We start from the raw sequence: 14,144 nt of genomic DNA on the forward strand, positions 1-14,144 counted from the left end.
CATCAGTGTGTTTTAAGAGATTGCTCAAATTCCGCAATGGGCCGGTAGCCGACATCGATAGTCGATGGCTTTGCGCCAACTCCATACGTTCAAGCAATAAGACGGAACGCAGGCACCGCCACCAAACAGGAAAGGCGGAGCAATGCTCCGCCTTTCCACGTCTCGCCGCTGAATGGGGGTTATTCGGCGGCGAGTCGGATGATTTCGGCTTCTTCCTCGTCGTGCTCGTGTTCCTTGTGCTGGATCAGCGGGCGGTTGCCCGACAGCTTGCGGACCAGCACGTAGAAGACGGGCGTCATGAAGATGCCGAAGAAGGTGACGCCGATCATGCCCGAGAAGACCGCGACACCCATGGCCGCACGCATCTCGGCACCGGCACCGGTGGAGACCACCAGCGGCACGACGCCCATGATGAACGCCATCGACGTCATCAGGATCGGGCGCAGACGCAGGCGACTTGCCTCGATGGCAGCCTGAGCCGGAGTCCGTCCTTCGAATTCCAGCTCGCGGGCGAATTCCACAATCAGGATCGCGTTCTTCGCCGAGAGGCCGACAAGGACCACCAGACCGATCTGCGTGAAGATGTTGTTGTCTCCACCGGTCAGCCAGATGCCTGTCAACGCGGCCAGCACGCCCATCGGCACGATCATGATGATCGCGATCGGAAGTGCGAGGCTCTCATACTGTGCAGCGAGCACGAGGAAGACAAGCAGCAGTGCCAGCGGGAAGACGACCACGCCGGAGTTGCCCGCCAGGATCTGCTGATAGGTCAGATCCGTCCATTCGAAGCTGATTCCCTTCGGCAAGGTCTCTTCGGCGATCTTTTCGATCGCTGCCTGAGCCTGGCCGGAGGAGAAGCCCGGAGCAGGACCGCCGTTGATATCGGCGGAGAGGAAACCGTTATAACGGTTGGTCCGCTCCGGCCCGGTTGTCGCGTTCACCTTCAGGAGCGCAGACAGCGGGATCATCTGGCCCGATGCCGAACGAACCTTCAGCTTGCCGATATCCTCGGGCTGTGCCCGGAACTTGGCGTCGGCCTGGACGCGCACGCTGTAGGTGCGGCCGAAGGCATTGAAGTCGTTGACATAGAGCGAACCGAGATAGATCTGCAGCGTCTCGAAAACGTCGGTTACCGGGACGCCAAGCTGTTCCGCCTTCTCACGGTCGAGATCGGCATAGAGCTGCGGAACATTGATCTGGTAGGCCGAGAAGATGCCTGTCAGTTCAGGCGTCTGGTAGGCCTTGGCGATCATCGCCTTGTTGGCCTCGTCGAGCACCTGATAGCCGAGACCGGCACGGTCTTCGAGCTGCATCTTGAAGCCGCCCGTCGTGCCGAGACCATTGACCGGCGGCGGCGGGAACATCGCGATGAAGGCATCCTGGATCGCCCCGAACTTCTGGTTCAGGGACATGGCGATCGCACCGCCCGAAAGCGACGGCGACTTGCGCTCCTCGAAATCCTTCAGCGTCACGAAGACGATGCCGGCGTTCGAGGAGTTGGTGAAGCCGTTGATCGACAGACCAGGGAAGGCAATCGCATGCGCGACGCCAGGCTCGGCCATGGCGATGTCGCTCATCCGCTTGATGACGTCTTCGGTTCGGTCAAGGCTGGCGGCATCCGGCAACTGGGCAAAGCCGATCAGATACTGCTTGTCCTGCGCCGGCACGAAACCACCCGGCACCGCGTTGAAGAGCCCGTAGGTCGCGCCTGCCAGCACCACATAGACAAGCATGACGATGCTTTTGCGCGACAGCAGACCGCCGACGCCCTTGCCGTAGCCCCGCGAACCGGCGCCGAAGGCCTTGTTGAAGCCACGGAAGAACCAGCCGAATGCGGCGTCCATGGCGCGGGTCAGCCAGTCACGCTTGGCGTGATGATCCTGCAGCAGCAGCGAAGCCAGAGCAGGAGACAGCGTCAGCGAGTTGAAGGCCGAAATGACGGTCGAGATCGCAATCGTCAGCGCGAACTGGCGATAGAACTGTCCAGACAGACCAGAGATGAAGGCGAGCGGCACGAAAACCGCGACGAGCACCAGCGCGATCGCGATGATCGGGCCAGACACTTCCTTCATGGCCTTGTAGGTGGCAGCCCGCGGGCTGAGACCATTCTCGATGTTTCGCTCGACGTTTTCGACAACGACGATCGCGTCATCCACCACGATACCGATCGCCAGCACGAGGCCGAATAGGCTGAGCGCGTTGATCGAGAAGCCGAAGACATACATCACCGCGAACGTACCGATGATCGAAACCGGAACGGCAATCAGCGGGATGATCGAGGCGCGCCATGTCTGCAGGAACAGAATGACGACGATGACGACGAGCGCGATGGCTTCGAGCAGCGTGTCGACGACCTTCTCGATCGACGAACGAACGAACTTCGTCGTGTCATAGACGATCTCGTAGCTCACGCCGTCAGGCATGCCGGCCTTGAGCTCTTCCATCGTCTTCTGGACTTCGTCCGAGATGGTAATGGCGTTCGAACCCGGGGACTGGAAGACCGGGATGGCGACCGCCGGCTTGCCGTCGAGGATCGAGCGCAGCGAGTAATCAGCAGCGCCGAGCTCGATGCGGGCAACGTCGCGCAGGCGGGTGATCTCGCCGTTGGTGCCTGTTTTGACGATGATGTTGCCGAACTGCTCGGGCGTCTGCAGACGGCCCTGCGCATTGACGTTCAGCTGCAGGTCAACACCCGACAGGCTCGGCGAAGCGCCGATGGTGCCGGCTGCGGCCTGCACGTTCTGGCCGCGGATCGCATTGGTGACATCGCTGGCGGCAAGGCCATGCTCGGCAGCCTTCTGCGGGTCGATCCAGACACGCATCGAGTAGTCGCCCGAGCCGAACACCTGCACCTGGCCGACGCCATCGATACGCGCCAGCCGATCCTTGATGTTGAGGACGCCGTAGTTGCGCAGATAGGTGATGTCGTAGCGGTTGTCAGGCGAGATCAGGTTCACGACCATCATCAGGTCGGGAGAGCTCTTGACCGTCGTGATGCCAATGGTCTTCACCTCTTCCGGCATACGCGGCTCGGCCTGCGAGACGCGGTTCTGAACCAGCTGTTGTGCCTTGTCAGGGTCGGTGCCAAGCTTGAAGGTGACCGTCAGCGTCATGACGCCGTCGGATGTCGCCTGGCTGGACATGTAGAGCATGCCCTCGACGCCGTTGATCTGCTCTTCGAGCGGTGTCGCCACTGTCTGCGCGATGACCTCCGGGTTTGCCCCGGGATAGGTGGCGCGCACGACGATCGATGGCGGAACGACTTCCGGATATTCGGAAATCGGCAGTGAACGCAGGCCAAGCAGGCCGGCGACCACGATGAGGACCGATAGAACACCGGCGAACACCGGACGGTCGACAAAGAATCTGGAAAAATTCATTTCAAAGCCCTCTCCGGGATGAAATTTGGGATGCAACGACCCTCTCCGGCGGTTGGGACGCCGCCGGTGGGTCAGGTAATTTCGGAATTGCACGGAGCGCCGAAGCGCTCCGGATAGTTCGGCTTACTGAGCCGCCGCGACTTTCTCTTCCGCCTGCGGTGCAACCACGGCACCCGGACGGATACGCTGCAGGCCGTTGACGACGATCTTGTCGCCAACAGTCAGGCCGCTTTCGACGATACGCTGGCCGTCCGCAGACGGGCCGAGCTGGACCGGCCGGTAGCTGACCTTGTTTTCGGCATCGACAACGAACACGAACTTCTTGTCCTGGTCGGTACCGATCGCGCGGTCGCTGATCAGGATCTTGTTCTCGGCCTTCGGCTCGCCCATGCGGACGCGAACGAACTGGCCGGGGATGAGCTTGCCGCCAGGATTGTCGAAGACGGCGCGAACGCCGATCGTGCCGCTGGCCGCATCGACCTGATTGTCGATCAGCTGCAGCTTGCCCTTGATCGGCGTACCCTGGTCGGCCAGCGTACCGACCTCGACCGGGATCTGCTCGACAGCGGGAACGGCGCCATCGCCGGCCGGCAACTCAGCCAGCGCCTTGGTCACCATTTCCTCGCTGGCATTGAAGCTTGCATAGATCGGGTCGACCGACACAAGCGTCGTCAGCGCGGAAGACGTGCTGCCTTCGGCAACGAGGTTACCGACGGTGACCTCGATCTTGCCGACGCGGCCGGCAACCGGCGCGCGGACCTCGGTATAACCGAGTTGAAGCTGGGCCGAGCGAAGGGCCGCCTGAGCGGTGCGAAGACCGGCCTGCGCTTCGGTGAAGGCATTCTGCCGCTGGTCGAAATCGCTTTGCGAAATCGTCTTGTTGTCGGAAAGCCTGCGGCCGCGCTCGAGTTCGATCTGAGCAAGATTGACCTTGGCCTCGGCGGAGGCAGTCTGTCCTTCCGCCTGCGAAACCGCCGCCTGGTAGGGCTCCGGATCGATGGTGAACAGCAGATCGCCGGCCTTCACCAGCGCACCTTCGCGGAAGTGCACGGACTGGACGGCACCGGCCACGCGTGAACGGACCTGCACGCGGTCGACGGCCTCGAGCCGCCCCGAAAACTCCTGCCATGTCGTGACGTCACGGCTGGCGACGACGGCAACCGTCACCGGCACAGCGGGAGCCTGCGCAGGTGTGGAAGCCGCCGTTGCAGTCGAGCTCATCGGCAGTTCGAAAAAGATGGCTGCGGCCGAAACGGACGCAGCAAGGCCCAAGCCGGCGCCCACAAGGGCCCAGCGCTTTTTACTGGACGTCATTGGTACTCTCCTTACGGCCCTCTCTCAGTGGCCGAATTCAATCAGTTCGTCTTCAATGCAATAGGTTGGCTGCTAATTTCTTGAACGAAGCTCTCGAACTGATCCGTGATCGTCTGTTGCCAGTTCGGTGCCTGTTCGCATTTCCCGCCGTAAAGCAATGGCCAGCCTGCCCCGGCGGGGAGGACATTCCGGCGAACTGGGACACCAGCCTGTTTCAGGCGATCGGCGTAACCGACGGTCTCGTCGTGCAGCGGATCATCCTCCGCCGTCAGAACAAGTGCCGGGGCGACCCCCGAAATACGGGAACACAGACACGGCGCAGCATAGGGATGGCAACCGCCGCCGCTGAGGTAATGGCTCCAGCCTTCGGCCCAGCGCTGACGCATGCCGATGCCATCCGCCTTGCGGATCGACGACGTGCCCATGAACGGATCGAGCAGCGGCGAGATCAGAACCTGACCATTGAGCGCATCCGCATAATGATCGCGTGCCTTGAAGGCGACGCCCGCAGCAATGTTGCCGCCTGCCTCTTCGCCGGCGACGATCAGCAGCGAATTGCGGTCGCCGATCCCGGACGCGCGCTTGTTGGCAAGATAGGAAAAGATCGAGTAACCGACCTCGAGCGGCTTCGGAAAGACGTTGCCGAGCGGCGCGTTGTAATCGGGGACCGCAACGATCGCACCGGCTTTCGCCAGGCACTCGGCAACCACATTGTCTTTGACGCCGGATTGCAGGAAAGCGCCACCGTGGAAGAACAACACGATCGGCGAACCCTTACCAAACTCGGCGCCCTGATAGACGCGTGCAGAAACGGGGCCGGTGGCCACCTTTTCAAACACGATATCTTTCACCTGCACCGTCATTGTTTCGGACTCTCGCTTCACCGACATAACGTATTGCGAGCCACGGCCGCTTGCAATTTCTGAAAAAAAGATATTGTTATTCCCCCGACGGAATAAGAAGCTTCGTAACGATTACACTATTCCGAATTTCGAACAATACCGCAGTGCAACCTGCTTAGGTGATTTCCGATGGACCAGCTCTCGGCAATGCGCGCTTTCATTCGCGTCGTAGAGACGGGCAATTTCACACGGGCCGCCGATACACTCGCCATGCCCAAGGCGACGGTGACCAATCTCATACAGGGGCTTGAAGCCCATCTGCACACCAAGCTCCTCAACCGCACCACCCGCCGCGTCATGGTGACGACAGATGGAGCCCTCTATTACGAGCGAGCGGCGCAGATCGTCTCGGAGCTCGCGGAGCTCGATGGCAGCCTTTCGAACTCGCAAGGCCTGCCGACCGGCCGCTTGCGCGTCGAGATGGCCGGCGCCTTTGCCGACTGGATCGTCATCCCGGCGCTTTGCGACTTCTACCAGAAGTACCCCGACATCCGCATCGACCTCGGCGTCGGAGACCGCACGGTCGACTACCTGGCGGAGAACGTCGATTGTGCGCTTCGCGCCGGCACGCCTGCCGATCAGTCGCTGATCGCAAGGCGGGTGTCGGAGGTGGATCTCATCACCTGTGCAGCACCGCTCTATATCGAAAAATTCGGCAAACCGGTGCGGCCGGAAGATCTTGAAAATTCTCACTATTCGGTGAGCTATTTCCGCGCACAGACCAACCGGACGGTTCCCTTCGAATTCCGCAAGGACAATGAGGCGCTGGAGGTCAATCCGCGCTATCTGGTCTCGGTCAACGACAGCCGGACGTTCGTCAATGCGTCTTTGAACGGGCTTGGAATCGCGCAACTGCCGCGCTTCATGATCCGTGAGGAGCTTGCCAAGGGTAGTCTCGTCGAGCTTCTTCCGGAGTGGAGCCGCGAGCCCTTGCCGCTCTACATCGTCTATCCGCCGAACCGGCACCTCAGCAACAAGGTCCGCGTCTTCGTCGACTGGCTGGTGAAGCTGCTCTCGGATGCGAAGCTGAATGATCCATGATGCAGTTGCGGCCCGGAAGGGGTTCCTTCGACGGGCCGCAACTGTCTGTCTTCAAATTCCTTTCAGACCCTGCCGCGTCACCAGGGAAATGGCTCGGCCGGTATCTGAGGTTGGCGCCAGGACTTGGAGGTCTTCCAGTCGCCTTTACAAAACTAATATAAGCCTGCTTTTTGCAGTTTGTTAAGTGCTGATTCGTGCATAAAAGGTTCGCAAAAACGGAACAATGGCCCGTATCACGGTTTAGTGAACGGCCGGCTTCAGCAAATCCTCCAGGCCGATACGGCGAAACATCTCGGCGCGAACCCGATCAGCAACACCATTGACCACTTCAGCACCATCTTCCGACGGATCGATGTGCGTTCGGAACGGCCGCTTGCCGAAGGGCATCGCGATGACCTCCGCGATCGCAGTCGCAACGGCACCGGCATCCGCATCGGCAGGCTCAAGCGCGGCTAGTCCCTGCAACGCCTGCTCCGGCACACCCTTGTAAGGGCCGTCGTTATACTCGGCCGCGCGCGCCGTATCGGCGGGCGAACCGGAATGCGCGAAGTGGTTGGTGCCCTTGGTGAAGGCGCCGGGCACGATGATCGCAGTCTCGATGCCCCAGCGCGTTAGCTCTGACGCATAGGAGACGGCAACCGAGTCCATCGCCGCCTTGGCCGCGAAGTAGGGTGCGAGATAGGGAGGCGTGCCGCCGCGCGTGCTGGAAGAAGACACCCAGACGACGAGCCCCTTGCCTCGCTTGCGCATGTGGGGAAGCACGGCGCGGTTCACCCGTTGCGTCGACAAGACGTTGATGTCGAACAACTCAGCATATTGCTCCGGCGTAAATGCTTCGGCAAGCCCGAAGGACATGCGACCGGCATTGTGGATGATCACATCCAGCCTGCCCGCTTGTTCGAGCACCTTTGCGATGCCGGCTTCGATCGACGCATCCAAGACGACATCGAGCTCGACCGAGCGGAGATCGACATTGTTGTCCCGCGAGAACGTCGCGATATCGGCAACCGCCTTTGCGTTGCGGCCCGCCGTATCGCGGATGCCGGCGTAAACGATATGCCCTTCCCCGGCGAGCATGCGTGCGGTGAGAGCGCCGAAGCCGCTGGACGCACCTGTTATGACGATGACCTGCTTTTCCATTGTTCTGTTCCTTCGAATAGTGACCGGTTAAGTCTGATGTCGAGAGTCGGCGACGGGCCGAGCCCGCCGCTGAAGGCTGGAGGTCAGATGATGCCGCCGTTGGCGCGCAGAACCTGGCCGTTGATCCAGGAACCATCGGGGCCTGCCAGGAATGAGACGGAAGCAGCGATGTCCTCGGGCGTTCCCAGGCGCTCCAGCGGGTTCATCTTGGACATGCGGGATATCAGTTCATCCGACTTGCCATCGAGGAAAAGGTCGGTCGCTGTCGGCCCGGGAGCCACGGCGTTCACGGTGATTTCACGACCGCGCATTTCCTTCGACATGATCGCCGTCAGCGTTTCGACGGCCGCCTTGGTCGCGGCGTAGACGCCGTAGTTTTCAAGCTTCAGACCGACAACGCTCGTTGAGAAATTGATGATGCGGCCGCCGTTGCGCAGACGCTTTGCGGCTTCGCGCAGGGTGTTGAAGGTGCCCTTCAGGTTGACGCTGACCTGGCGATCGAAATTGCCATCGTCGGCATCGGCAATCGACGAGAGCTGCATGATCCCGGCATTGTTGACCAGCACATCGACGCCGCCGAAGGCTGCTTCCGCGGCGTTGAACATGCGACGGACGGCTGCGGGATCGCTGACATCGGCCTGCGCCGTCAGCGCCCTGCCGCCCCTCTGCTCGATCTTTTCCACCAGCGTCTCGGCAAGTGCTGCGTTGCCTGCGTAGTTGACGACGACGGTGAAACCGTCTTTGGCCAGCCGTTCCGCGATTGCGGCGCCGATGCCCCTCGATGCGCCTGTGACCAGTGCGACCTTGTTCTCGTTGCTGCTCATTGCCTTTCTCCTTCTCGATGCGGCTTGCCGCGTTTTCGATGAGGAAAAGATGTCACTTTTCGAATGGCGGATAATCAGCCATTATTCGGCATCACTATCCGGACATGGCGAACAAAAAAGATGGACAGATTCGATGCCATGCGGGTGTTTTCCCGCGTCGTGGAGAGGCGAAGCTTCACGCTCGCCGCCGAGGATACCGGCCTTCCGCGCTCCACGGTCACCGATGCGGTCAAGCAGCTGGAAGCCCGCCTCGGCGTGCGATTGCTGCAGAGAACCACGCGCCATGTCAGCCCCACGCTCGATGGCGAAGCCTACTATCAACGCTGTCTTTCCATCCTTGCCGACATAGAGGATGCCGAGGGCGCCTTCGCCGGCGCCAAGCCGAAGGGAATTTTGCGCGTCGACGTGCACGGCACGCTTGCCCGCCACTTCGTACTGCCGAGCCTTCCGTCCTTCCTCGCGACCTATCCGGATATCGAGTTCTACATGAGCGAGGGCGACCGACTGGTCGACCTCGTCCGCGAAGGCATCGACTGCGTGCTGCGCGTCGGCGTTCCTCAGGACAGCGACATGGTGGCGCGACGCGTCGCCATGCTGGAAGAAGTCACGCTGGCTTCTCCCGCCTATCTTGAAAGGCATGGCATGCCCGAGCATCCCGACAAGCTCGACGGTCATCGCATGGTGGGCTTCCGCTCGACCGCGACCGGTGGTGTCCTGCCCCTGGAATTCCTGGTCGCTGGAAACATCCGCAACGTCACCCTGCCCGCGACGATAACAGTGAATGCCGCCGAGAGCTTCATATCCGCAGCCCGGCTCGGCCTCGGCCTGATCCAGGTGCCGCGATATCACGCCGAAAAGGATCTGGCCGATGGCACGCTCGTTCATGTGCTGCCGGATTTTCCGCTGACCGAGACGCCCGTCTCGCTGCTCTATCCGCGAAACAGGCAGCTCTCTCCGCGCGTTCGCGTTTTCATCGACTGGCTGGTGAAGGTCTTTGCTCGACAATCCTAGCGAAAAGCGTTTCACTTGGAGCAACTGCCAGAACCCGGAGATTTCCATGGCCATCACAGACGTCACCGTACATCCGAAAGACGGCGGCTTCGTTGTCATTTTCACGGATCAGTCCGGCAACAACATATCGGTCACGCTTTATGCCGCGGCCTCTCCCGGGCTGACGAGCGACAACGCGATCACCCGCGCCAGGGCGTTGCTTGCCGCGACACTTCAGAGTTCCCAGGTCGACGGGGCACGCGGCAAGGATGCCGCACTTCTGGAAGAGGAACTGGAAGAGGGTCTCGAGGATACCTTCCCCGCCAGCGATCCCGTATCGGTGACCGGATCGTCGATTTCCGCGCACGATCCCAAGGTCGGCCACTAGAGTGTCCGATGGATCGAAGGTCTGAAGCAGATGACACATGCCGCCGGTGCGATCGGCGCTGCTCCCCTTGCCGGCCCTGATCTCACGCGCTTTTTCGAGCGCGACGCGATTGCCGTTGCCCGGGATCTGCTTGGCTGCCATCTGCTTGTCGGCGATGTCGGCGGCCGGATAACCGAGACCGAAGCCTATTTCCCTGATGACGAGGCCTCGCACGCCTTTCGCGGGCCGACACCGCGCAACCGCGCCATGTTCGGTGAGCCCGGCAACATATACATCTACCGCATCTACGGCATGCATTGGTGCGTGAATTTCGTCTGCACCCCGGGCTCCGCTGTGCTGATCCGCGCAGTCGAGCCCGAAGCCGGCATCGCGACCATGATCGAGCGCCGCAACAACGATGCGATGACGCAACTCTGCAGCGGCCCCGGCAAGCTTTGCCAGGCGCTCGGTATCGACCTGTCCCTAAACGACAGGCTCCTCGATCAGCCGCCCTTCTCGATTGCCCCTTCAGCTCCTGTCGAAATTGTCGCCGGCAAACGCATCGGCATAACGAAAAATGCCGAAGCACCTTGGCGCTTCGGCATCTCCGGGTCTCGCTATCTCAGCAAACCGTTTCGCTGAACATCATTCCATGACGGCGCTGTGATCCAAAACAGGCGCGACTTTCGGCTTGCGCAGCAGCAGCGCAAGCGGGATGACCGCAAGCGACATCAGCATCAGCAGCTTGAAATCGTCGATGTAAGCTATGATCGTCGATTGCAGGGTGATCACCTCGTTGAGCGCCGCACGACCGGCCGCGGTCAGCGGGCTCATACCCTGCGCCGCCGTTGCCTCGAAGGCGCGGTTGAACGGCGTCACATAGGCAGCGATGTTCTCGTGGTTGACCTGTGCGTTCTCCACCAGCAGCGCCGAAACAATCGAGATACCGACGCTCGAGCCGATGTTGCGCGACAGATTGTAGAGGCCGGTGCCGTCACCGCGCATGTGCGCCGGCAGCGTCGAGAAGGCGATCGTCGTCAGCGGCACGAACAGGAAGCCTAGCCCGGCGCCCTGAATGAAGCCGACGGAAATGATCGTCCACTGCGAAACATCAGGCGTCCAGCCCGTCATGTCGTACATTGCCCAGGCCGTCAGGCCGAGACCAAGCACCAGAAGCAGGCGCGTATCGACCTTGCCGATCAGCTTGCCGACGATGAACATGCAAAGCATCGTGCCAAGTCCGCGCGGCCCCATGACGATACCCGCGGTGATGACAGGGTAACCCATCAACGTCTGCAGATAGGGCGTCATCAGCGCCAGGGAGGCGAGATAGGTGATGCCGATCACGAAGATGAAGAGCATGCTCACCGAGAAGTTCCGGTCGAGGAACAGCCTCGGATTGACGAAGGACTTCTGCGCCGTCAGCGTATGCACGATCAGGAGATAGAAGGCGGCGGCGCAGACGATGGCCTCGACCATGATCTCGCCCGACGCAAACCAGTTGAGCTGTTCGCCGCGATCGAGGAAGAGCTGCAGCGACGCGATGCCGAGACTCATCATCCCGAACCCGAACCAGTCGAGCTTCGCCAGCGCATCCAGCTTCGTTTCCGTGACGTAGATCACGATGCCGGCGAATGCCAGCGCACCGATCGGGATGTTGATGTAGAACACCCAGCGCCAGCTGATGTTGTCGGTCAGCCAGCCGCCGATGACAGGTCCGAGGACCGGCCCGACCATGACCGAGACGCCAAATAAGGCCATGGCCGAGCCGCGCTCCTCGACAGTATAAATGTCGAGGAGGATGCCCTGAGAGAGGGGAACGAGCGACGCGCCGAACAAGCCCTGCAACAGGCGGAAGGCGACGATCTGGTTCAGCGATTGCGCAAGGCCACAGAGAATGGACGCGAAGACGAAGCCGGCGATCGCCGCCAGCAGTACCCGCTTGCGCCCGAACTTGGCGGCGAGAAAGCCCGATGGCGGCGTCATGATCGCAGCCGCCACGATGTAGGAGGTCAAAACCCAGTTGATCTGGTCGGCGCTCGCCGAGACGCTTCCCTGGATATAGGGCAGCGCGACGTTGGCGATGGTCGTGTCCAGCGCCTGCATGATCACGGCGAGAATGACGCAAGCCGTGATCGCGCCGCGATTGGCAACCGGGGTGGCCGGGGATGATGCAGCGTTACTCATGGTCCTTGCCGCCCGAGCGGCCCAAAAGCTTGGAAACGAAATCCGGAAGGCCGCGGGCGCGACCCGTGTCGACGTCGACGACGGTGCTCATGCCGACGCGAAGCGGCGGCTTTCCGGCGGCGTTATCGATGCTGACGCGCATCGGAATACGCTGCACGACCTTCACCCAGTTGCCGGTGGTGTTCTGCGCTGGCAGCAGCGAGAAGCTGGAACCGGAGGCCGGGCTGATGCTCTCGACCTTGCCCTTCCACTCGACGCCCGGATAGGTATCGACATAGATCGTCACCGGCTGGCCGGGCTTCACATAGGTGAGCTCGGTTTCCTTCGGGCTCGCCGCAATCCAGAGATTGTTGTCCGAAACCAGCGAGAAGGCCTGCGTCGACGCCTGCAGATAGGAGCCCGGCTGCAGCGAGTTGACGTTCGTCGCGATGCCGTCGAACGGCGCCTTGACGACGCTATGGTCGAGTTCGCGCTGGGCGTCGTCGACCTTCGCCTTGGCTTCGAGATAGAGCGGGTTCTGTTCGACCGGCTGATCGGCATTGCCGCCGAGCTGCGCCAGCGTCGCTGCTGCCTCGGCCTTGGCAACGGTGACCTTCTGGTGACCGGCATCGAGATTATGCTTGGCTTGATCGTAGGCGGTCCGTGTCGCGGCCGAGCTGTTCAGCAGGCTCTGCTGGCGGTCGAATTCGGTCTGATAGTACGGAATATCGGCTTCCGCCTGGGTAATTTCGGCAAGCCCCTGCTGGTAGCTGGCCTGCATATTCAGGATCTGGTTGCGCACGGCGCCAAGCTGCGCCTCCGCACCTTCAAGCGCGATCTTGAACGCATCCTGCTGCAGGCTGAAGAGCACCTGGCCCTTCTTCACCGCTTCGTTCTCATGCACGTTGATCTGGTCGACGATACCGGAAACGTCGGTCGTCAGCCCCATCATATCGGCCTGGATATAGGCATTGTCGGTCGACATGATCTGACCGCCGTTGACATAGTAATATCCGCCGACGACGAGAGCGATCGGCAGCAAGGCGAAGAGAACAGGCCGCGTGAGACTGCGCCGGCGGCGGACCTTTGTGCCGCCGGGCGCAGCCACTGCAGTGGCGGGCGCTGAATTGGATGAAGGCGCCTCGGCCACCGTTTCCTCGCGGGGGGAAGCCTCGTTTTCTTCGATTGGGTTCTTGGCATTTGCGTCTGCAACGACGCGCAGGGAGGACTTGTCAGCCATGGTTGGTCTCATTTTCGGCCAGGGGGGTACGGCACGCATTGACTAGATTGATCTTCATCAAGGAAAGCACTTCGAACAGCTTTTCGCGCTCCTCGGCGGATATGCCGTCCAAAGCTTCGCCGCGCGTCACATCGCCGATGTCGCGCATCGTCCCCATCAGCGGACGAGCCTCGTCCCGCAGATAGAGTAGCCAGATACGACGGTCGGTCGGATGCTGCCGGCGCTCGATAAGCCCACGATCCGTGAGCTTGTCGAGAATGCGAACAAGTGTGATCGGCTCGATTTCGAGCATCTCGGCCAATCCGCCCTGATGGATGCCCTCGTTGTTCGCGAGATAAGCCAGGGTCTGCCACTGCGAACGTGTGAGGCCGAGGCAGCGCGCACGCTGTTCGAAACGCTTGCGGAGCAAGCGCGCGATGTCGTGCAGCAGGAAACCGAGGGTCGGATTGTCGTTCATTGATATCTGCGCCAATCATAAGCACACTTATAATGTGCTCAGATATATTAAGCGTGTGCAGCGCACAAGTACGCCGACTACAGATTCGTGCAGCGCGACCAAAATGCCGCAGTGTTTTTCACCAACATCAGCGATGTCCTGCCTACCGGACGCGCGCACGCATGGCGTTTCAAGCTCCACTGAATTGCAACCATCCCGCATTTGCATTTTTCAGCGGACGCCGTTTATATACCTTCTACAGATACTTACCGCCGCTCGCGCCGGTCATCACGCGATACTGCACCGTTAAGAATGCAAGTGCATCCCGGGTCTCGCATAACGAT

The 14,144-nt window shown here is 61.0% G+C and carries 12 protein-coding genes; 4 read left to right on the top strand and 8 right to left on the bottom strand.

Annotated elements, in window-relative coordinates:
- Positions 1–179 precede the first annotated feature (179 nt).
- The 3 genes from ASE04_RS03705 to ASE04_RS03715 form a co-directional block, all read right to left on the bottom strand.
- Positions 180–3,380: an efflux RND transporter permease subunit gene (locus ASE04_RS03705; RefSeq protein WP_056812185.1), complete on the bottom strand. Its 3,201-nt coding sequence runs from the start codon at positions 3,378–3,380 to the stop codon at positions 180–182.
- A gap of 123 nt (positions 3,381–3,503) precedes the next feature.
- Positions 3,504–4,694: an efflux RND transporter periplasmic adaptor subunit gene (locus ASE04_RS03710; protein ID WP_056812188.1), complete on the bottom strand. Its 1,191-nt coding sequence runs from the start codon at positions 4,692–4,694 to the stop codon at positions 3,504–3,506.
- 41 nt (positions 4,695–4,735) lie between these two features.
- A complete protein-coding gene (locus ASE04_RS03715; protein ID WP_056812393.1) occupies positions 4,736–5,557 on the bottom strand; it encodes an alpha/beta hydrolase fold domain-containing protein in 822 nt (273 codons plus the stop codon).
- Between the two features lie 168 nt (positions 5,558–5,725).
- On the opposite strand from ASE04_RS03715, the gene ASE04_RS03720 reads away from it, so the two are divergent.
- Positions 5,726–6,637 (top strand): LysR family transcriptional regulator, encoded by a 912-nt coding sequence (locus tag ASE04_RS03720; RefSeq protein WP_056812191.1) that lies wholly within the window; start codon positions 5,726–5,728, stop codon positions 6,635–6,637.
- 240 nt (positions 6,638–6,877) lie between these two features.
- On the opposite strand, the gene ASE04_RS03725 is transcribed toward ASE04_RS03720, so the two are convergent.
- Both ASE04_RS03725 and ASE04_RS03730 read right to left on the bottom strand, forming a co-directional pair.
- On the bottom strand, positions 6,878–7,777 hold the full coding sequence (locus tag ASE04_RS03725; RefSeq protein ID WP_056812194.1) for an SDR family oxidoreductase: 900 nt from the start codon (positions 7,775–7,777) through the stop codon (positions 6,878–6,880).
- Positions 7,778–7,860: 83 nt separating this feature from the next.
- Positions 7,861–8,601, bottom strand: coding sequence for an SDR family oxidoreductase (locus tag ASE04_RS03730; RefSeq protein ID WP_056812197.1), 741 nt, complete (start codon positions 8,599–8,601; stop codon positions 7,861–7,863).
- A 120-nt stretch (positions 8,602–8,721) separates the two neighbouring features.
- Between ASE04_RS03730 and ASE04_RS03735 the strand changes: the two genes are divergently transcribed.
- From ASE04_RS03735 to ASE04_RS03745, 3 genes are read left to right on the top strand one after another with little or no spacing between them, the layout of a single operon-like run.
- A complete protein-coding gene (locus ASE04_RS03735) occupies positions 8,722–9,612 on the top strand; it encodes a LysR family transcriptional regulator (protein ID WP_056812201.1) in 891 nt (296 codons plus the stop codon).
- Between the two features lie 46 nt (positions 9,613–9,658).
- The gene (locus ASE04_RS03740) at positions 9,659–9,979 is read left to right on the top strand and encodes a hypothetical protein (protein ID WP_040674664.1); all 321 of its coding nucleotides are present in this window, start codon (positions 9,659–9,661) and stop codon (positions 9,977–9,979) included.
- A gap of 30 nt (positions 9,980–10,009) precedes the next feature.
- Entirely contained in the window at positions 10,010–10,600 is a 591-nt protein-coding gene (locus ASE04_RS03745; protein WP_056812202.1) for a DNA-3-methyladenine glycosylase, read from the top strand.
- Positions 10,601–10,603: 3 nt separating this feature from the next.
- On the opposite strand, the gene ASE04_RS03750 is transcribed toward ASE04_RS03745, so the two are convergent.
- The 3 genes from ASE04_RS03750 to ASE04_RS03760 are packed head-to-tail and all read right to left on the bottom strand — an operon-like array spanning position 10,604 to position 13,821.
- The gene (locus tag ASE04_RS03750; protein ID WP_056812205.1) at positions 10,604–12,145 is read right to left on the bottom strand and encodes a DHA2 family efflux MFS transporter permease subunit; all 1,542 of its coding nucleotides are present in this window, start codon (positions 12,143–12,145) and stop codon (positions 10,604–10,606) included.
- Positions 12,138–13,364 carry an HlyD family secretion protein gene (locus tag ASE04_RS03755; RefSeq protein WP_056812208.1) on the bottom strand — a complete coding sequence of 409 codons (1,227 nt, stop codon included), beginning with the start codon at positions 13,362–13,364 and terminating at the stop codon, positions 12,138–12,140. The genes ASE04_RS03750 and ASE04_RS03755 overlap by 8 nt, the downstream gene beginning before the upstream one ends.
- The gene (locus ASE04_RS03760) at positions 13,357–13,821 is read right to left on the bottom strand and encodes a MarR family winged helix-turn-helix transcriptional regulator (protein ID WP_056812211.1); all 465 of its coding nucleotides are present in this window, start codon (positions 13,819–13,821) and stop codon (positions 13,357–13,359) included. The genes ASE04_RS03755 and ASE04_RS03760 overlap by 8 nt, the downstream gene beginning before the upstream one ends.
- Positions 13,822–14,144: the final 323 nt, after the last annotated feature.

Source organism: Rhizobium sp. Root708, assembly GCF_001429725.1.
Classification (GTDB): Bacteria; Pseudomonadota; Alphaproteobacteria; order Rhizobiales; family Rhizobiaceae; genus Rhizobium.

Coding starts and splice junctions, on each gene's coding strand:
- ASE04_RS03705 (WP_056812185.1), bottom strand. CDS start 3,380: ATGAATTTTTCCAGATTCTTTGTCGACCGTCCGGTGTTCGCCGGTGTT.
- ASE04_RS03710 (WP_056812188.1), bottom strand. CDS start 4,694: ATGACGTCCAGTAAAAAGCGCTGGGCCCTTGTGGGCGCCGGCTTGGGC.
- ASE04_RS03715 (WP_056812393.1), bottom strand. CDS start 5,557: ATGACGGTGCAGGTGAAAGATATCGTGTTTGAAAAGGTGGCCACCGGC.
- ASE04_RS03720 (WP_056812191.1), top strand. CDS start 5,726: ATGGACCAGCTCTCGGCAATGCGCGCTTTCATTCGCGTCGTAGAGACG.
- ASE04_RS03725 (WP_056812194.1), bottom strand. CDS start 7,777: ATGGAAAAGCAGGTCATCGTCATAACAGGTGCGTCCAGCGGCTTCGGC.
- ASE04_RS03730 (WP_056812197.1), bottom strand. CDS start 8,601: ATGAGCAGCAACGAGAACAAGGTCGCACTGGTCACAGGCGCATCGAGG.
- ASE04_RS03735 (WP_056812201.1), top strand. CDS start 8,722: ATGGACAGATTCGATGCCATGCGGGTGTTTTCCCGCGTCGTGGAGAGG.
- ASE04_RS03740 (WP_040674664.1), top strand. CDS start 9,659: ATGGCCATCACAGACGTCACCGTACATCCGAAAGACGGCGGCTTCGTT.
- ASE04_RS03745 (WP_056812202.1), top strand. CDS start 10,010: ATGACACATGCCGCCGGTGCGATCGGCGCTGCTCCCCTTGCCGGCCCT.
- ASE04_RS03750 (WP_056812205.1), bottom strand. CDS start 12,145: ATGAGTAACGCTGCATCATCCCCGGCCACCCCGGTTGCCAATCGCGGC.
- ASE04_RS03755 (WP_056812208.1), bottom strand. CDS start 13,364: ATGGCTGACAAGTCCTCCCTGCGCGTCGTTGCAGACGCAAATGCCAAG.
- ASE04_RS03760 (WP_056812211.1), bottom strand. CDS start 13,821: ATGAACGACAATCCGACCCTCGGTTTCCTGCTGCACGACATCGCGCGC.